The organism is Prosthecobacter sp. (assembly GCF_014879935.1).
GTDB lineage: Bacteria > Verrucomicrobiota > Verrucomicrobiia > Verrucomicrobiales > Verrucomicrobiaceae > Prosthecobacter.
On sequence record NZ_JACSRD010000224.1, the window covers coordinates 1 to 17,308 of the forward strand.

General features: G+C 62.3%; 14 protein-coding genes. 7 read left to right on the top strand and 7 right to left on the bottom strand.

Annotated elements, in window-relative coordinates; translation table 11 throughout:
• Window positions 1–114: 114 nt before the first annotated feature.
• Window positions 115–567, bottom strand: coding sequence for an IS200/IS605 family transposase (gene tnpA / locus IAE77_RS26035; protein ID WP_294233100.1), 453 nt, complete (start codon window positions 565–567; stop codon window positions 115–117).
• A gap of 251 nt (window positions 568–818) precedes the next feature.
• Between tnpA and IAE77_RS26040 the strand changes: the two genes are divergently transcribed.
• From IAE77_RS26040 to IAE77_RS26050, 3 genes are all read left to right on the top strand, one after another.
• On the top strand, window positions 819–2,093 hold the full coding sequence (locus tag IAE77_RS26040) for an MFS transporter (RefSeq protein ID WP_294233103.1): 1,275 nt from the start codon (window positions 819–821) through the stop codon (window positions 2,091–2,093).
• Between the two features lie 161 nt (window positions 2,094–2,254).
• Window positions 2,255–3,565: a xylose isomerase gene (gene xylA, locus IAE77_RS26045; protein WP_294233106.1), complete on the top strand. Its 1,311-nt coding sequence runs from the start codon at window positions 2,255–2,257 to the stop codon at window positions 3,563–3,565.
• Window positions 3,566–3,737: 172 nt separating this feature from the next.
• The gene (locus tag IAE77_RS26050) at window positions 3,738–5,579 is read left to right on the top strand and encodes a hypothetical protein (protein ID WP_294233109.1); all 1,842 of its coding nucleotides are present in this window, start codon (window positions 3,738–3,740) and stop codon (window positions 5,577–5,579) included.
• A 448-nt stretch (window positions 5,580–6,027) separates the two neighbouring features.
• On the opposite strand, the gene IAE77_RS26055 is transcribed toward IAE77_RS26050, so the two are convergent.
• Entirely contained in the window at window positions 6,028–6,381 is a 354-nt protein-coding gene (locus tag IAE77_RS26055) for a DUF2200 domain-containing protein (protein ID WP_294233111.1), read from the bottom strand.
• Between the two features lie 155 nt (window positions 6,382–6,536).
• On the bottom strand, window positions 6,537–8,081 hold the full coding sequence (locus IAE77_RS26060; protein WP_294233113.1) for an arylsulfatase: 1,545 nt from the start codon (window positions 8,079–8,081) through the stop codon (window positions 6,537–6,539).
• Window positions 8,082–8,155: 74 nt separating this feature from the next.
• Here IAE77_RS26060 and IAE77_RS26065 point away from each other — a divergent pair, with 74 nt between their 5' ends.
• Both IAE77_RS26065 and IAE77_RS26070 read left to right on the top strand, forming a co-directional pair.
• Entirely contained in the window at window positions 8,156–9,430 is a 1,275-nt protein-coding gene (locus tag IAE77_RS26065) for an NAD(P)/FAD-dependent oxidoreductase (RefSeq protein ID WP_294233116.1), read from the top strand.
• 148 nt (window positions 9,431–9,578) lie between these two features.
• The gene (locus tag IAE77_RS26070) at window positions 9,579–9,962 is read left to right on the top strand and encodes a hypothetical protein (protein ID WP_294233119.1); all 384 of its coding nucleotides are present in this window, start codon (window positions 9,579–9,581) and stop codon (window positions 9,960–9,962) included.
• Here the strand turns inward: IAE77_RS26070 and IAE77_RS26075 are convergent.
• Window positions 9,895–10,119: a hypothetical protein gene (locus tag IAE77_RS26075; RefSeq protein ID WP_294233121.1), complete on the bottom strand. Its 225-nt coding sequence runs from the start codon at window positions 10,117–10,119 to the stop codon at window positions 9,895–9,897. The two genes, IAE77_RS26070 and IAE77_RS26075, sit on opposite strands and share 68 nt — an antisense overlap.
• Window positions 10,120–10,213: 94 nt before the next feature.
• Here IAE77_RS26075 and IAE77_RS26080 point away from each other — a divergent pair, with 94 nt between their 5' ends.
• Both IAE77_RS26080 and IAE77_RS26085 read left to right on the top strand, forming a co-directional pair.
• Window positions 10,214–10,624: a hypothetical protein gene (locus IAE77_RS26080; protein ID WP_294233123.1), complete on the top strand. Its 411-nt coding sequence runs from the start codon at window positions 10,214–10,216 to the stop codon at window positions 10,622–10,624.
• Window positions 10,625–10,636: 12 nt separating this feature from the next.
• Window positions 10,637–12,586: a hypothetical protein gene (locus tag IAE77_RS26085; RefSeq protein WP_294233126.1), complete on the top strand. Its 1,950-nt coding sequence runs from the start codon at window positions 10,637–10,639 to the stop codon at window positions 12,584–12,586.
• 158 nt (window positions 12,587–12,744) lie between these two features.
• Here IAE77_RS26085 and IAE77_RS26090 read toward each other — a convergent pair whose 3' ends face one another.
• The 3 genes from IAE77_RS26090 to IAE77_RS26100 form a co-directional block, all read right to left on the bottom strand.
• Window positions 12,745–15,684: a cadherin-like beta sandwich domain-containing protein gene (locus IAE77_RS26090; RefSeq protein ID WP_294233129.1), complete on the bottom strand. Its 2,940-nt coding sequence runs from the start codon at window positions 15,682–15,684 to the stop codon at window positions 12,745–12,747.
• A 126-nt stretch (window positions 15,685–15,810) separates the two neighbouring features.
• Window positions 15,811–16,413 (bottom strand): tail fiber protein, encoded by a 603-nt coding sequence (locus IAE77_RS26095; protein ID WP_294233132.1) that lies wholly within the window; start codon window positions 16,411–16,413, stop codon window positions 15,811–15,813.
• 84 nt (window positions 16,414–16,497) lie between these two features.
• The gene (locus IAE77_RS26100) at window positions 16,498–17,244 is read right to left on the bottom strand and encodes a hypothetical protein (RefSeq protein ID WP_294233134.1); all 747 of its coding nucleotides are present in this window, start codon (window positions 17,242–17,244) and stop codon (window positions 16,498–16,500) included.
• Between the last annotated feature and the right edge of the window lie 64 nt (window positions 17,245–17,308).

Consider the following 17,308-nt stretch of genomic DNA (forward strand, 5'->3'; position numbering starts at 1 on the left):
TCCCTCTTCCTACCACTCCGCTTTCGCCGCTGCTACCTTCGATACCCACTCAGGACAGCGAAGACTCCACATTTTCAGCAGGTCGCGCTCCAACGGAGCGCAGGAGATTCCTCTTCAATCCCAAACATATCGTTCATCAAACCCGACTTCATATCGGATGAGAAACTTGCGATACTCCTCCTGAAACGTCATCACGCGATGATGGTCACGCTGGTTTCGGACGTATTCACGCACCTCCTCCACTGCCGACTGGCTCACTGAGAACGCTCCATAACCATTCTGCCAATGGAAGGCACTCAAAACAGCCCGCTGCTCTTTAAGCCAGTTCGTGGATCCGGTCTTCACCTGACGGACAATGTCACTCAACGACTCAGTCCGTGACAGTAGAAACAGGAGGTGCACATGATCCGGCTCCGCGTTGATCTCGACCGCAGTGCAGCCGAGATCGCGCAGCACTCCGCCCATGTAAGCATGCAAATTCGGGCGCAGATCATCGGGAATTGCACGCTCCCGGTTCTTCGTGCTGAAGATCAGGTGAACGTAGATTTTGGCGAGAGATTGAGGCATGGAGAGCTGGCGATCCTTCTCCTGCGCTCCTTCAGAGCGCAACGACGATGATCGTATCGCTCGGATCCATCCCAGGGCTTGCGCCCTGGGCTGAGTCCTCCGGGCCTTTGGCCCGCATCACCATGCACGCAGGCCGTGATGGCATTCTTCTCGCCGACCACACTCGCAGCACCTCCATCGGAACAAAACATCGTGCTGGCTTATGCGACCGGTTCCAGGCAATGCTGCGACGACTTTTATTTTAAAGAATCATGTCCCAGCCCTCCGACACCCGCCGCGTCGTCCTCGCGAGCTTCATCGGCACCACGATCGAGTGGTATGACTTTTTCCTCTACGTCACCGCATCGGCGCTGGTGTTTGGAAAGCTGTTCTTCACGACGATGGACCCGCTCGCAGCGACGATGGCGTCATTCGCGACGAACGCCGTCGGCTTCTTCGCGCGGCCGCTCGGCGGCATCGTGTTCGGTCATTTTGGCGACAAGATCGGTCGCAAGTCGATGCTCGTCACCACGCTGATGATGATGGGCCTCGCCACCTTCGGCATCGGCCTGCTGCCCACGTATGATCAAGCTGGCATCCTGGCGCCGGTGCTGCTTGTCCTGCTGCGTTTCGTCCAAGGACTCGGTGTCGGTGGCGAATGGGGCGGTGCGGTGCTCATGGCCGTGGAGCATGGAAAGGCGGGCCAGCGCGGCTTTCTCGCCAGTTGGGTGCAGGCGGGCGTGCCGATCGGCCTGTTGATCGCCACGGGCGTGTTCCGCACCTTGTCGTCGATCATTCCGGAGCCGTCGTTCATGGCCTGGGGCTGGCGCATTCCGTTCCTGATCGGCATCCTGCTGCTCGGCGTCGGCATGTTCATCCGTCTGCGCGTGTTGGAGAGTCCCGTCTTTGCCGAGGCGAAAAAACACAACGCCACGGCCGAGATGCCCATCTTCGAGGTCATCCGGCGCTACCCGCGCAATGTTCTCATCGCCATGGGCGCACGCTTTGCCGAGAACGCCTTCTTCTACGTCATCACCGCCTTCGTGCTCACCTACGCCACGCAGCAGGCGGGTTTCACGAAGGATCAGGTGCTCCAGGCCGTGCTCGTCGGCTCCGCGGTTCAGTTCTTCGTCATTCCCATCTTTGGCTGGTTGTCGGATCGCGTCGGTCGCCGTCCGGTTTACCTCGGCGGCACGCTGTTGGTCGTGTTGTTCGCGTTCCCGTTCTTCTGGCTGGTCGATTTGAAGACCACCGGCATGTTGTGGCTGGCCGTCACGCTCGGCCTCATCATTCACAGCACCATGTATGGTCCGCAGGCGGCGTTCTTTTCAGAGCTGTTCGGCACCCGCGTGCGCTACAGTGGCGCCTCCCTCGGCTATCAGCTTGCCTCACCACTCGCTGGTGGGCTCGCGCCGCTCATCGCCACGGCCTTGCTCGATCAAAGCGGCGGCAAACCCTGGCCGGTGGCGGTTTATCTCATCTTCATGGCCGTGATCACGCTGATCTCGGTGTGGCTGGCGGAGGAGACGAACCGCAAGGCATTGTAAACAATGTCGAATGCCCCGGGCACGCCCACCATTCGTCATTCGTCATTCGTCATTCGTCATTCCGTCCCCGCCACCGTCCATTTCGACCCAAAACATGTCCTGCCGCGGCCTGACGAAGCATTTGCACTTCCACGCGTTCCGACTCCCTTTCCCGCCCCACCATGAACGAAGCCTTCCCAGACATCCCCAAAATCCCTTTTGAAGGGCCGAAGAGCCGCAACCCGCTCGCTTTCAAACACTACAACGCGGACGAAGTCGTCGGCGGCAAGAAGATGCGCGACCACCTGCGCTTCGGCGTCGCCTACTGGCACGCCATGCGCAACACGCTGTCCGATCCCTTCGGCGGCGGCACCGCACAGCGTCCTTGGGATGACGGCAGCAACTCCGTGGCCAACGCGCAGCGCCGCGTGTGGGCCTGCTTTGAGTTCATGGACAAGCTCGGTGTCGATTACTACTGCTGGCACGACCGCGATGTCGCTCCCGAGCTCGGCACGCTGGCGGAAAGCAACGCCGCCTTCGACGCCGTGGCCGACGAGCTCGAGAAAGCGCAGAAGCAGACCGGCAAGAAGCTCCTGTGGGGCACCGCCTGCCTCTTCGCCCACTCACGTTACTGTCAGGGCGCGGCCACCAGCCCGAACGCCGGCGTTTACGCCTACGCCGCCGCGCAGGTGAAGAAGGCCATGGACGTCACGCACCGCCTCGGTGGTGAAGGCTACACTTTCTGGGGCGGCCGTGAAGGCTACGCCACCCTCTGGAACACGAACATGAAGCGCGAACTCGACCACCTCGCCCGCTTCCTGCACATGGCCGTCGATTACAAGAAGAAGATCGGCTTCAAGGGCCAGTTCTACATCGAGCCGAAGCCGCGTGAGCCCTCCACCCATCAGTACGACTCCGACTCCGCCGCGTGCCTGAACTTCCTGCGCGAATACGGCCTGCTGGATCACTTCAAACTGAACATCGAGACGAATCACGCCACGCTCGCCGGCCACACCATGCGCCACGAGCTGCAGGTGGCCATCGCCGCGAACGCGCTCGGCTCTGTCGATGCGAACACGGGTGACGAGTTGATCGGCTGGGACACCGACCAGTTCCCCACCGACATCTACCTCACCACCGAGATCATGCTGGAAGTCCTGCGCATGGGCGGCTTCACCACTGGCGGCCTGAACTTCGACGCGAAGTGCCGCCGCGAATCCTTCGAGCCGGTCGATCTCTTCCACGCCCACATCGGCGGCATGGATGCCTTTGCCCGCGGCCTGAAAATCGCCCACGCCATGATCGCGGACGGCCGACTCTCCGGTTTCATCCAGCAGCGCTACGCCACCTTCGACACCGGCATCGGTGCCAAGGTCGAGGCTGGCAGCACCAGCTTTGACGAGCTGGAGGCCTACGCCCTGGCCAATGGCGAGCCCCTCCTCGGCAGCGGCCGTCAGGAGATGCTGGAGAACCTCGTGAACGAGTATATTTGATCCAGCTTCACGCCCCGGCGTGAGTTCAAATCACACACGAGCAGGTGGTCGGCGCCGACCACCTGTTTTTTTGTGGCCGCAGGTCGTTGAAGATGAACGAGCCGCCACAAGCCGGCCGCTGTGGCAGGAAATTTGGCTCGACTAAGAGCCCGGAACCGGATGTCATCGGCGCATGAATCCGCAATTCCTTGAGAGAGCGATGCTGATCACCGGTGGCTTTGAAGGCTCTGATCCTTGGGCCAACATCACGGGCAATTTTGACGGCGAGGGCCTGACCTGCGGGCAACTCGGCAAGACGATCAAGGCCGGCGACCAGCAGAGGGTCGTGCGGAACCACATCGCCGCCCACGGCACCGCGGAGTTGCTCACGCTCATGCCCAAGAAGGGCGGCGAATACATCAAGGTCATCAATGCCAGCATCGCCAACGGCATGGCCGTGGTGGTGAACTGGAGCGACAAGAAGCACCGAGTCATCGAGCCCTACCGGAGCGAACTGGCCGCTTTCTGGAAGAGCGCCCGGATGATCGTGAAGCAACGCGAGCATGCCGAGGTCACCGAAGGCGCCCTCACGGACCAGTGGGTCGCGGATTGGAAAGGCAGCGGCAGTTTCCAGGAGTTTGCGCTGTTCTTCGATGTCGCCGCGCAGAATGGCAGCCTGAAAGGCGTCACCGCCGCCGTGGTCGATGCCTACATCGGCGGCGACCCCGCCGCCGCCGTCGCCAAGGCGCTGGCCTGGGTCGATTCCGTGCCGAAGAAGACCAGCGGCTACGACGACGCGAAGAAAAACGTGCCGCTGTGGCGGTCGATGCTCGCCTCCGCCGCCCTGGAGATCGTGCGGCTGTTCATCTTTGCCATCCTGCGCGCCCAGAAGGCCGCCGCCGCATGGCAGTGGGACGTGGCGAACCGCAAAGCCACCCTCGCGGTCGGCGAAGGCTGGGTGCATGGCAAGAAGTGGAGCTTCCTCGACAAATTCGACCTCGTCTCCCCGCCCGCCGTGCCGGTCATTGAGGAAATCATCACCGGCACCCCTGTCGCCCCGCCGCCGATGGCACCGCCGGCCGGACCTGGGGCGCTGTTCCGCATCGCCGCCGATTCGGGCCTCTGGCTGCGTTCATCCGCCAGCTCTTCAAGCAGCAAGAACCAGATCGCCGCCTATCCACAGGGCACGCTGGTGCGTTTTGTCGCCAAATCGGCCTCGCTGGACTGGTGGGAGGTCAGCATCGATGAAGGCGGCAGCAGCCGCACAGGATTCATCGCCGCCGGCCTTCTCAGCCCGGTGGCGTCGCTCGTGGCCCCAAGCCAGCCGGAGATCGCCGCCGTCCCCACGCAGCCAGCGACCGCCGCCGGCGTGGTGGAGGTGCATTTCCCCAATCCCAACAACCGGGCCGTGAAACGTGCCGAGACCTCCGGACGCATCTGGCGCCTGAACGAATCCGGCGCCCCGGCCCGCACCGGCGGCACCGCCGCGAAGCGTGCCCAGGAACTCGCCGCCATCATCGCCTGGCTGAATCCCGAAAAATCCGCCCGCCACCTGCCGGACAGCAAGAACACCTACTGCAACATCTACGCCTACGACTACGCCTGCCTGGCGCAGTGTTACATCCCGCGTGTGTGGTGGACGCAGAAGGGCATCCACGAGCTCACGCTCGGCCACACCGTGGTCATCAAGTATGAGGACACCGTGGACGAACTGACCGCGAACATGCTCTACCAGTGGTTCCGCGACTGGGGCGGCCACTTTGGCTGGACCGCCGCGAAGGACCTCGACGAATTGCAGGCCCACGCGAACAACGGCGGCGTCTCCATCATCGTGGCCAAAAACAGCCAGGGACACGGCCACATCACTGCCATCGTGCCGGAACTGCCCGGCAAACAGGCGAAACGCGATGCCTCAGGCCGCGTCGTGGTGCCGCTGGAAAGCCAGGCCGGCAGCACGAATCACAACTACGTCACCAAGAACTCGCCCTGGTGGACCCCCGCCAAATACACCACCGGCTTCTGGATCCATGCGTGACGGCAGGTGCGAGCCTCGTGGCAGGCATCGCCCCCGATGGAACAAGTCAGCCGGCCCGTTCTGTGAGGCCTTGCGGTCGCTGCACGGGGTGTCAGGACGGATCTTTGTGGTGTCGACGTAGCGGATCGAGGTGCTCGGAAGGTTGTTTGAGAGTCTGGCGACTGCGAACCGTCTCCGGCCTCACCGCCCCGGGGGAGCGGCAGCTCTGGAGCATGGACGGCGGCAGCCTCATCCCCTCACGACCTAGCTGGCTCCGAGACGTCTCGATCCTCTGCCATGACTGGGCGGCCAGCGGGCTGGCCTCCCGAAAGCGGCAGCAGGCTGCCGCAGTCCATGTCACGTCATCACTTCCCAAGGCTGCGTCCGATGACGTGGGCTGAACCCGGGCCGGAATCCTGAGCGCCCTTGGCACTCCCATTGGCCGAGACCACGGCCTCACTGCACCTGCTCAGGCGCGCAGAATCTTCTCCATCGCCTTCCCCTTGGCCAGTTCATCGACCAATTTGTCCAGGTGGCGGATTTCCCGCATGGTCGGCTCGTGGATCTCCTCCACGCGGACGCCGCAGACCACCCCTTGGATGAGCAGGCGTGATGGATTCATCCGGGGAGCTTCCTGGAAGAAGGTTTCAAAGTCGGTCTGCTTCTTCAACACTCCGTCCAGCTCCTGCTGACTGTAGCCGGTGAGCCAGCGGATGATGGCATCCACTTCGGCCTTGGTGCGCCCCTTCTTCTCTGCCTTGGCGACGTAGAGGGGATAGACGCTGGCGAAGCTCGTCGTGAAGATGCGGTGTCTGGTGGTCATGGGAGTGGAGGCATGGGCGGTGAGGCTGCCGTCATTGAGGGCGATACGGCTGGTCCACGAGTTTGAACACCGTTTGGAAAAGACGGCAGCCTCCTCCGACATCGCCCCAAACGTGTGGCATCCATTGGCAGGCCACCCACGAGGCGAAGAACGCCTCACTTCACGCCAAACTGCTTTTCATACAACGTCTTGAACGGGTTCTCCGGGGCGAGCGGGGCTTTTTCGTTCACGAGCATGGGCTGCACGCTGTCCCACCACTGGCTGTAGGAGGCGGAGAGCTGCTGGACGATGTCGGGATGGGCAGCGGCGACGTCGGTCAGTTCACCGGGGTCGGCCTGGAGGTCGAAGAGCTGCCAGGTGGCGGTCATCGGCTCGGGACCGGCGCGGACGATGGCGGAGCCGTCTTTGGGCGCATTCGCGGCGGGTGCTTTGGCCGCGCCACCTTTGGCTTTGGCGGCCTTGCCCTTGGCGTTGGCCTTCGGGGTGCCGCCGCGGGCGGCGTTGGCGTTCACGAGATGCCACCGGGCGGTGCGGACGCTGCAGTTGGTGAATTCGAACTTCTGCGGGTCGGCATCCTTGGCCCAACGGCCGACGTGGGTGAAGAGCTGGCGGTCCGGCCACTCGGCGTCGGGGTTTTCGAGCAGGGGCACGAGGCTGCGGCCTTCGACCTGGGCTTTGACCTTGTCGGAAAGAGTGGCACCGGCGAGTTCGGCCAGGGTGGGGAAGAAATCGATGTGGGCGCAGAGCTTGCCCACGGGCGCAGGCTTCAAAGCGCCCGGCCAGCGCCAGAGGCTGCTGGCTTTGATGCCGCCCATCCAGGGGGAGCCTTTGGAGCCGTGCAGCCCGGCGTTGTAGGTCTTCACACCGGCGGTGCCGCCGTTGTCATTCATGAAGACGACGAGCGTGTCGTTTTCGATGCCCCACTCCTTCAGTTTGGCGAGCAGGAGGCCGATGTTGTCGTCGATGTTGTGCAGCATGCCGAAGAAGTTCGCGGCGTCGTCGCCTTCGACCTTGCCGTCAAAGAGCGCCTTGTCCTCCGGACGGGCGATGTAGGGGCCGTGGGGCGCGTTGGTGGCGAGGTGGCAGTAGAAGGGCTGCTTTCCCTTCACGCTTTCGATCCACTTCTTCGCCTGGGCGAAGAACACATCGGTGCAGTAGCCCTTGGTCTTCTCAAAGGTGCCGTTGTGGAGGATGGCGGGGTCGAAGTACTTGTTTCCGGGGGCGTCACCGCAGGAGCCGGGATAGGTCTGGCCGATGCCGCCGGCACCGTGGATGAACATCTCGTCAAAGCCGCGTGCGGTGGGCCAGTACTCCGGCTCGTCGCCGAGGTGCCACTTGCCGAAGATGCCGGTGGTGTAGCCCGCCGTCTTCAGCACCTGCGCGAGGGTGGTAGCGTCCGGGGTGAGGCGCTCGCGCTCGAGGATGGTGTGGGTGATGCCGTTTTTGAACTCGTGACGGCCGGTGAGCAGCGCGGAGCGTGTGGGCGCGCAGGTGAGGCTGACGCAGAAGTCCTCGAAATGCACGCCCTCGGCATTCAGGCGGTCCATGTTCGGCGTTTTGAGCACCGGATTGCCATGACAGCTCATGTCGCCGTAGCCCTGGTCATCGGTCAGGATGAAGATGATGTTCGGACGCTTTCCGGCGATGCCGGCGTGCGCGGTGGAAATGACGAGCAGGAGAAATAGGAAGGCGCGAATCATGGCTGGGACGCGTTGAACGTGGTGAACGGGCGGCACATTGCAGTGAGATCAGCATGCAGGCCGCCACGACAGCCGTGAGGATCACCGAAATGAGCGCCGAACCTTCCCCCAACCCACGTGTGGTGATCATCGGTGCCGGCTTCGGCGGTCTGGCGGCGGCGAAGGCCCTCGGCGGGCAGCCGGTGCAGGTCACGGTGCTCGACCGTGAGAATCATCACCTGTTCCAGCCGCTGCTGTATCAGGTGGCCACGGCCGGTCTCTCGCCCGCGAACATCGCGCAGCCGGTGCGCGGCATCCTGGGCCGCCATGCGAACATCGAGGTTCTGATGGCGGACGTGACCGGCTTTGATCTGGCGAAGAAGTTCGTGATCGCGGGCCGGCATCGTGTGCCCTTCGACTTTTTGATCGTCGCCACCGGGGCGAGGCACAGCTATTTCGGCCGGCCGGAGTGGGAGGCCTTCGCCCCGGGCCTGAAGACGCTCGAAGATGCGCTGGAGATCCGCCGCAGGCTGCTGCTGGCCTTTGAAAAGGCGGAGGTGGAGACCGATCCGGTCGAACGTGAGCGGCTGCTGACCTTCGTCATCGTCGGCGGCGGGCCGACAGGCGTAGAGATGGCGGGTGCGATCTCCGAAATCGCCCGCGAGACGATGGTGCGCGACTTCCGGCACATCGATCCGCGTGAGGCGCAGGTGATTTTGATCGATGCGTCGGACCGTCTGCTGCCGGCCTTCGACACCGGGCTTTCCCACAAGGCGGAGGATCAACTGGGCCACCTGAAGGTGAGCGTGAAGCAGGGCGTCCGCGTGCAGGATGTGACGGCGGAAGGCGTGAGCACGCCGGAGGGCTTCATCCACGCGCGCACGGTGATCTGGGCGGCAGGCAATGAAGCATCCCCGCTGGTGAAGGCGCTGCCGGGCAGCTTTGACCGCAGCGGACGCATTCACGTGACGGAGATGCTGAACCTGCCCGAAGCAGCGTGCATTTATGTCATTGGCGACACCGCCTTCTGCCTGGGGAAGGACAACCAGCCGCTGCCCGGTGTCTCGCCGGTGGCGATGCAGCAGGGACGGCATGCGGCGCACAACATCCTGGCGCTGATCGAAGGGCGGCCGCTGAAAAAGTTCTCCTACTCGGACCGCGGCAGCATGGCGACGATCGGCCGTCATCGGGCGGTGGCAGACCTGCATTTCGCGAAGTTCAGCGGGTTCCCGGCCTGGCTGACGTGGGTCTTCGTGCATCTCATCTTCCTCATGAGCTTCCGCAACCGCGTGTCTGTCTTCCTGATCTGGGTGTGGTCCTACTTCACCCGCACGCAGGGTGCGCGGCTGATCACAGGCAAAAAGAGCTGATTCAGGGCAGCTCTGGCAAGCCACGCGAAAAGAACGCCCTCATTAGGCTGGAAACGCGACATGGAATCGAGTAAGACGCGGGCGGAAATCGTGCGGAAATCCCGCGCAGAGGCCGTCACGTCATCTTCACTCCCACCCCGTCATCACCATGAGACTCATCGTGTTTCTTCTGGTCGCACTGCTCGTCATCCTGGCGCTGACCAACCCGAACGAGGCGGAATTCCGCAACTACATGCAGCAGAAGCACGGCATCGCCGGCACGCTCAGCCTGAAGGTGGCCTCCATCTTCTCCGCCGGCACCAGCACGGGCGTGCACCGGGAGAATTACTTCCTCTTCAGCCGCTACTACATCGGCGGAGATGGCATCCTGCCGCGCACGGACCTGGCCTGGGGCGTCGGCGGCAAGTTCTTTGACATTGAGGAGAAGGACAGCCTGCGGTGCCCCTGGGAAACGGCCGCGCGTGTCACTGCGGCGGCGGTTCGGGCTCCGCGGCCGGTTCTTTCGTTGCCTTCGACGGCATCTCCACGGTGAAGGTCAGCTCCCACACGCGGATCTTGATGGCCCAGACCAGCATGGCCACGCTGACGATGCTGAGCAGCACCAGATGGATCATGCAGCCGGCACCACAGCCGATTCCCTGAAACGAATCGCGGTAAGTGCGGATACCAGTTCTGAAAGGACCACTCATGGGGCGGCAGGCTGCGCCATCTTGAATTGGACAGCCAGCAAATACCGCCGATTTTTGGCGGCCCCAGTCCCACAAACCTCCACCGACTTTCCCGATGCCCCGACGTGCCCAATCCGGAGTCCGCCCCGCCCACTGGCTGGGATTGCTCGCCATCCTCGCAGTCATCGGCGGCGGCGGTTTCGCCCTGATGAACCGTGCCACCGACCCGATGACGGGCGTCACAGAGCTCAGCACGAACGAGTTTCTCGAAAACGCCACGGCGCTCAGCGGGAACATTTACAAGATCGAAGGCATCGTGGATGACCGCCTGGACAAATGGCGCAGCGCCGACGGCCGCCTCTTCAGTGTGCAGATTAGCGACGGCTCCGGCACTGGAACCTTCGTCCCCGTCTGGGTGCCGCCGGATTATCAGGGCGCCAATATCCAGCGCGGGCAACGTTACGCCCTCAAGGTGCGCGTTCAGGAGAACGGCGTGCTCGAAGTGCTCGAACTGCTCAAAGTCTAACCGCCTCCTCCCATGAAACGCCCGTTCCGCCTTGCCCTCCTCGCCGCGGCCACCTCCTCCGCGCTGGTCCATGCCCAGGTGCTGCCGGGCATCCCCGGTGGTGGACAGCCGGCCGCCGCCCCGACGACCACCACGTCGAACAACAATTACAACATGGTCCCCGGCTCAGCGTCCGACCGCCAGACGGACACGCAGACGGCGCTGGGCAACATGCCCATGATGGACCCCGGCAGCGAAAACGTGGCCTTCAACGGCAAGCTGTGGAATGTGACGAACAACCGCCTCATGCGGTCGCGCTTTGAGACCTATCTCACGACGCCGGAGGCGAACAGTGCCGAGGACCAGGCCTATCGCGATCTCATGGCGCAGATTCAGCAGCTCCTCGCGCCGACGAACAAACCCGGCCCTGACCCCATGAAGGCCTTTGCGCTGCTGCCCGAGGCCGGCACCTACCGAATCGATGGCGGCTTGTGCAACTCCATCGCCAACGCCATCTGGGACGTGTGGCTGTCCCAACGCAAGCAGCAGAACCTGAAAGCGGCCAATGCGGCCATGCTTGACCGTCGCAAGACGCTGTCCTGGAACGCCGAGATGGGCCTGAACAACGCCCAGCTCGCTCCTTCCGGCGGCAGCAGCAGCGGCTCCAAGAGTGGTGCCCAGGGCCAGCAGCAGGCGAATCAAAACGCCATCGCCACCAGCGCCAGCGTCGGCCGCACCTCCGAGTACATCAAAGGCATCGCCGAGATCGAGGCGCGCATGAAGCTCAACGAGACGGCCGCGGGGCTCTCGGAGATCACCAGCAAGACCACCTTCCAGGCGCTGATCATTCAGATGTTCCTCCAGCGCCGCTTCGAGCATGCCGTCATCGCCTGTCGATTCTACCCCAACCTCTTCCGGGATGGCGACAGCATCCTGCAGCTCGACAAGGACAGCGACGTGCAAAAGATGCTCTCCAGCAGCTTCGGCGTGCCGCCCACCATCAGCATGATCGACGGCCTCTCGCTGGAGGCCATCCGCAGCGTCGATGAGGCGCTCGTCTCCTTTGAAAACCTGCTCGCCCGCCGCGACATCGACAGCGCCGGAAACCGCCTGCTGGAGGCCTTCGGCGTCGGCGAATACCTGCCACGCGTGCGCCGCCTGCCGATGACGGAGAAAACCAAGGTGCTCGATTTCGTCCGCAAGAAGAACAAATTGCTCGGCTTCCTCGAAATGAAGGACTACGCCAGCGCCGAGACCGTGGTGACCGACCTGCGCAGCCTTTCGGAGGACTTCGAATACGCCAAACCGCTCGCCGCCATCACCACGGCGAAGAATTTGAGCAACCTGCAGGTCAACAACGCCACCGCCGCCATGGGCGTGCGTGACACCAAGGGCATGGAGGCCGCCATGAAAGCCGCCGCCGAGATCTGGCCGACGAATCCTCGCCTCACGCAACTGAGCGAGCAGATGATGCAGTCCACCGACTTCAAATCGCAGGGTTTGATGGAATTCGACCGCCTCATCAGCCAGCGCAACTACCGCCAGATCGCCGAGCAGCGAGTGCAGTTCGCTGTCGCCGTGCAGGACGACCCCACGCGCAAGGACCAGCTCGAAAAAGTGCTCAAGGACATGGGCAGGCTCGAACTCATCATCGGCGGAGCGAAGGAAATCGCCTCCAGCAGCCCGCCCGCCGCGTGGGAGAAGGTCGAAAAGGAAGCACAGCAATACCCGGACGACCCCGTCCTCAGCAAACTGCGCGCCGATCTCGGCGTGAAGGCCAGCGACTTCGTCAGCGCCATCGAAAACGCCCGTCAACACGAGGAGAAGCAGCAAATCGGCTCCGCCCTGGCCTGGTATCTCAAGGCCAAGCGCATGCACCCGCCCAGCGACTTCGCCCGCGACGGCATCAAACGCCTCGTCGAACGCGTCAAAAACAACGGCGAGCCGCCAGCAGACGACAACTCATCCGCGTTCAACAACTGAACCTCGAAGCCGAGTTGCCGCCCCCCCGGCCGGGATAGAGCTTTGGCCATTTGAACGCTGAAGCATCACGCGTGGCGCTCAGTGCCTGATACGGGAGGCCAGCACGGCCCCGCCAGGCTGTTCCAAACCTCCGCTCGATCAATGGCGGCCTCCACACCTTACGGATTGGTCACCCGCAGCCTGACAAAGCGACGCACGGGATTGCCTGCGGGCAGCGTGGCCTTCACCTGCTGCAGCGTGCCGTTGTCACTGAGGATTTGCTCGTTCACACCCGCTGTGTCCCAGCTTCCCGGCATGAGCGTGTCGCTCCACTCGACGATGAAGGTGCACTCCACCGTCGCCTCGACACTACGCGGGTAGCTAAATTCCAGTGTGCTGCCATTCTTCACGAAGGTAACTGGCTGAAGGCCCGGCACAGTGGGGTTCATCCCCAACGCGAACTTCATCAGGTTCGCGATGCCATCATGCTGCGGCGTCACCGTGTCCGCCGCGTTGCCGCTGTTGTCGATGGTGCCGAAGTATTGGTTGCGCCAGCCTTGCAGGTAGGTCCAGCGCGTGACGGTGGTGGTGTAGGTCTTCGTCGTGGTGCCATCCTGCGCGGTGACGAGCACGTCGATGGTGTTCGCTCCGAGGTTGAGCGGGAGGCTGCTGGTCGGACTGCCAGAGGTGACGCTGGCGTAGCTGCCGCCGTTGATGCGCACCTGAATGGTGGCGTGGCTTTCGGCGGCAGTGGGCGTGACGGTGATGCTGGTGGTGGGACGCAGCACTGCGGCGTCGTAGCTGATAGTGACGCTGGCGAAGACTGGAGAGAGGGTTCCGCTGCTGATGGCGAGATTGCTGAGATTGGCGTTGTCGCTCAACGTGGTGAAGCTGCCCACGCTGCTGTAGCTCGTTCCCACGCTGTTCGTGGCATAGGCGGCAAAGGAATACGCCGTGCCCGGTGTGAGCGTGCCGCTGCTCAGGGTGAAGACGCCGGTGGTGCCAGTGGTGCTGGCTTTGGTCACGCCGGTGCCATTGATCTGTGGATTGCTGTTCGTGCTCGTGACGGAATAGATCACGCCGCGCTCCGTGATCGCCGCCCCGCCGTCGCTGGTCACGTTGCCGCCGAGCGTCGCGACTGTGCCGGCGATGCTGGCGCTCGTCGGTGTCGTGACGGTCGGAGCCGAGAGCGGCGCAGCGCGTGTGATCGTCGTGGTGTAGGTTTTGATCGTCGTGCCATCCTGCGCCGTGACTTTCACATCCACGGTGTTGGCTCCGACGTTGAGGGACAGACTGCCGCTGGCGGTGCCCGATGTCAGCGATGTGAAGCCACCCGCGTTGAGTTGAAGCTGGAGCGTGGCATTGGCTTCGGAGCGTGTCGCAGTCACCGTGGTGTTCGCCGTCGCATTCGGCACGTTGAAGCTGTAGCTCGTCGTTCCCGCGCTGAAGGAGATCGTTCCCGCGCTGAAGCTCAGTGCGGAGAGATCAGCGTTGGCGCTCAGTGTGGTGAAGGTGCCCACGCTGCTGTAGCTCGTGCCCACGCTGTTGATGGCATAGGCCGCAAAGGAATACGCCGTGCCGGGAGAAAGCGTGCCGCTGCTGACGGTGAAGACGCCGGTGGTGCCACTGGTGCTGGCCTGCGAAACGCCGGTGCCGCCGATCTGCGGGTTGCTGTTCGTGCTCGTCACCGAGTAAACCACGCCGCGCCCGGTGATTGTCGCGCCGCCGTCGCTCGTCACATTGCCACCGAGCGTCGCGCCCGTGCCGGTGATGCTCGCGCTGGTGGGCGTGGTAACGGTGGGAGAAGTTGCTGCGGCCACAGTGACGGTGAAAGTGTTCTTGGTCGTGCGGGCACCATCGAAGACTTTGAGCGTGATGGTGGAGGAGCCGGTCTGGCCTGCGACACCAACCACGTTGATGCTGCGGCTGGCCCCGGAACCTCCCAAGGTGATGTTCCCATTCGGAATCAACGTCTGGTTTGAGGACTTGGCGCTCAGGATCAGGCTGCCCACCGGTGTCTCACCCGAGGTGTCACCGACGGTCACTGCCAGAGCGCCAGTGGAGCCGCCCATGCTGATGTTCTGGTTGGCGACCGTTGAAAGCGTGGGGGCGTCCGAATAGATCGCCAGCCCGTTCACGGTGCTTTGGTTGGCGTATCCTTGTGAGATCTGCGTCCTTCCGCCGCTTCCATCCAAACTGAACCGCAGCACCGGACCTGGAGCGGCAGTGATGGCCGAGTCCCCGACGAACAGGTAGTTGTTGCAGACGTCGATGGCGATGCTCACCGCCTGGGTGAAGTTCGTGGAATTGCTGTAGAGAGTGGTCAAATTGGTGCCGTCTGAATTCACCCGCATCACCCGGTCGTTGCTGGAGACGGAACTGCCGGCGCAGAAGTAGAGCTGGCCGGTGACTTCATCCACCGCCATGTAGTTGAAGATCACCACGTTCCCACCAAACGTAGCATCGGTCGCCGACACCAATTGCGTGCGACCGCTGCCGTCGAGGTTGAAGCGCACCACTCCCAGGTTGCTCGCCGGGGTGTTGAAGTTGTCCCCCACATATAAATAACCCCTCTCGGTGTCGATCGCGATCCCAGTGGGATTGGTCACCAGATTGCTGCTGCTCACGGCACCGGACGCGATCGTCGTTTCATTGGAGCCGTCGTAGTTGATCCGCACGATGCGGTCATCCGCACTCGTGGTGCTCTGGGTGATGAAGTAAATCTTCTGATTGTCCCGATCGAGAGCCATCTGACGAACCTGTCCCGTGTGGGTGACGCTGTAGAGAACCGTTCTGCCAGTTCCATCCAGATTAAACCGCAGTACTTGTTTGCCTGTGTTACCATCGTTCATGAAAACATAGCCTCCAGCGTAGTCGATCTGGATGTTTTCAGGCTGGCTGAAATTGGCCGCGTCGCTTGCCAGTGTCGTCACGTTGGTGCCGTCAATATCCACCTTGTCCAGACGGTCGGCTGAGGATGTCGCGCTGCCGTGTGCCACGTAAAGCTTGATCGGATTGGAGGCTTCAGCGGAGAGGGCGGTTAAAAACAATGCCACGATTCCTCCCAGCCATTGGAGGCGTGCCCGGCATGCACGTTGCGTGAGTGGGAGCAGGTTCATGATCATTTTCATGAGTCTTTGAAGAATCCTTCGGATGCTGGTGGCCTATGGCCGAAAACGAACTGCCATAGCTTCCCCATGAGGACGAAGAATGGCAATTCGCCAGGCCGTTCACATCGGAGATGACTATTGTTGTTGGGGCGGATATTCACCATCAACCACAATGCAATACCTCACCCCCAGGTATGGGTTCCGTAGCGAAACGGGCTTGCCGCTTCCCGCTGGTTCAATATTGGCTCCAGTGGACTCCAACGCCACTTCTCGTTTATCGGTCGATGGTCCCTTCTTGTATGCCATGATTGTGGAAGGCAAAGAGCCACCACCACCCGGATCTGCCACGTCCACGGACACCGCCGCAGGATTTCCCTGGGTCGGGTCATTGGTGTCACCGACTTCCTTTGAGACCGAGAGGCTTACTTTGCCGACCACTTTCAGATCGTGTTTGTGAACAGGAAGCTGGTCCACGGTGATCACCGCCGCTTCCGCCCCGTCCTTCTTGCCAAGACTCACAGGGTTGAGCCCCGGTCCCGCACCGATGCACACAGGTACGCGTCCGCGAAGATCAGGAAGGGCAAACCTTCGCACATCCCCTCCGTATGTATTGCCAATGATCGAGTAAAGGGCTTGATGCTGCTGGGCTTCAAGTAATCTGCCATCGCAGTCCATCCAGCCCTCTGGGGTGTACGTGCCTGCGAACAAAACGATTTCTCCGATGTATTTACCGTCCATGATGATGTGTGTGTTGAGGTTGTGGTGACTGAGTTGATGGGACTTCAGGTTTCAAGGTTCCTTGCTCCCACCGTGTGGCTGCCTTCAGCATGCAGGCTTCTCTGTGCGCTGCACTTCGCGGTCTTGGCAGCGGGGATCATCCGGACGCAGGCTTTCCTCGTGAATGATGATTTTCAAAGGAGCGATGCCAAAGGTTCCCACCACGGTCAAAGCAGGGACATGGGCACCGGGATCAGCCTGGGGTGCCGGTTTTTCCGGGTGCAGGCGGCAGGTGTCCCGCTGAATGCCGAAGAGGCTTTGGCTCTTCGATCCCCGCGCTTCGAGGTCCAAGCGGGATGTGATGTCATACCAGTCAGGCCCTGGCGGCACTTGCGCTCGCTTCCAGACATTGTCTTCCTTAAAGTCCCCCTCCCAGGCAACGACCTCGTGCCGGTTCTTCTTTTCCCAGGCGGGCTGCCAGCGCACGAAGTAAGAGGTGTGGTCGCCTACCAGTGGCACATGCCAGGCGATGCGGAGATAGATAGATTTGAAGCCAGGCTTTTTGGCCTCGTAGATGACAAAATTGCGATTGCCTGACGGTTCATAGTTGTTTTTGCCGGACTGGAAGACCATTGCTGGCGGCGGCTTAAGGAGGTCAGCCGCTGCTTTCAATTCCAACGGCGGCGGCCCCTTCCCTTGCAGGTCTCCCAAGAACTTCCCCTCCACACCAGCGTCTCCCTTTTGGGATTGGTGAGTCAGCAGCAGTTTCACGTCTCTGCACAAGTTGACGACCTGAACGGTCATCGCACACTCTTTAAAGGCGTTGGCCGCCAGTGTGTCGATCGTGTCCACGATTTCATAGGCGGCTGTGGCGATGCCGACGGCGGTGGCAGGATCCATGGTAAGAGCAAAGGAG

What these genes read in the sequence shown, in the direction of transcription:
- IAE77_RS26060 (WP_294233113.1), bottom strand. Translation starts at nt 8,081, where the DNA reads ATGATTCGCGCCTTCCTATTTCTCCTGCTCGTCATTTCCACCGCGCAC.
- IAE77_RS26075 (WP_294233121.1), bottom strand. Translation starts at nt 10,119, where the DNA reads ATGAGTGGTCCTTTCAGAACTGGTATCCGCACTTACCGCGATTCGTTT.
- IAE77_RS26090 (WP_294233129.1), bottom strand. Translation starts at nt 15,684, where the DNA reads ATGAACCTGCTCCCACTCACGCAACGTGCATGCCGGGCACGCCTCCAA.
- IAE77_RS26040 (WP_294233103.1), top strand. Translation starts at nt 819, where the DNA reads ATGTCCCAGCCCTCCGACACCCGCCGCGTCGTCCTCGCGAGCTTCATC.
- IAE77_RS26050 (WP_294233109.1), top strand. Translation starts at nt 3,738, where the DNA reads ATGAATCCGCAATTCCTTGAGAGAGCGATGCTGATCACCGGTGGCTTT.
- IAE77_RS26080 (WP_294233123.1), top strand. Translation starts at nt 10,214, where the DNA reads ATGCCCCGACGTGCCCAATCCGGAGTCCGCCCCGCCCACTGGCTGGGA.
- IAE77_RS26085 (WP_294233126.1), top strand. Translation starts at nt 10,637, where the DNA reads ATGAAACGCCCGTTCCGCCTTGCCCTCCTCGCCGCGGCCACCTCCTCC.
- xylA (WP_294233106.1), top strand. Translation starts at nt 2,255, where the DNA reads ATGAACGAAGCCTTCCCAGACATCCCCAAAATCCCTTTTGAAGGGCCG.
- tnpA (WP_294233100.1), bottom strand. Translation starts at nt 567, where the DNA reads ATGCCTCAATCTCTCGCCAAAATCTACGTTCACCTGATCTTCAGCACG.
- IAE77_RS26070 (WP_294233119.1), top strand. Translation starts at nt 9,579, where the DNA reads ATGAGACTCATCGTGTTTCTTCTGGTCGCACTGCTCGTCATCCTGGCG.
- IAE77_RS26095 (WP_294233132.1), bottom strand. Translation starts at nt 16,413, where the DNA reads ATGGACGGTAAATACATCGGAGAAATCGTTTTGTTCGCAGGCACGTAC.
- IAE77_RS26055 (WP_294233111.1), bottom strand. Translation starts at nt 6,381, where the DNA reads ATGACCACCAGACACCGCATCTTCACGACGAGCTTCGCCAGCGTCTAT.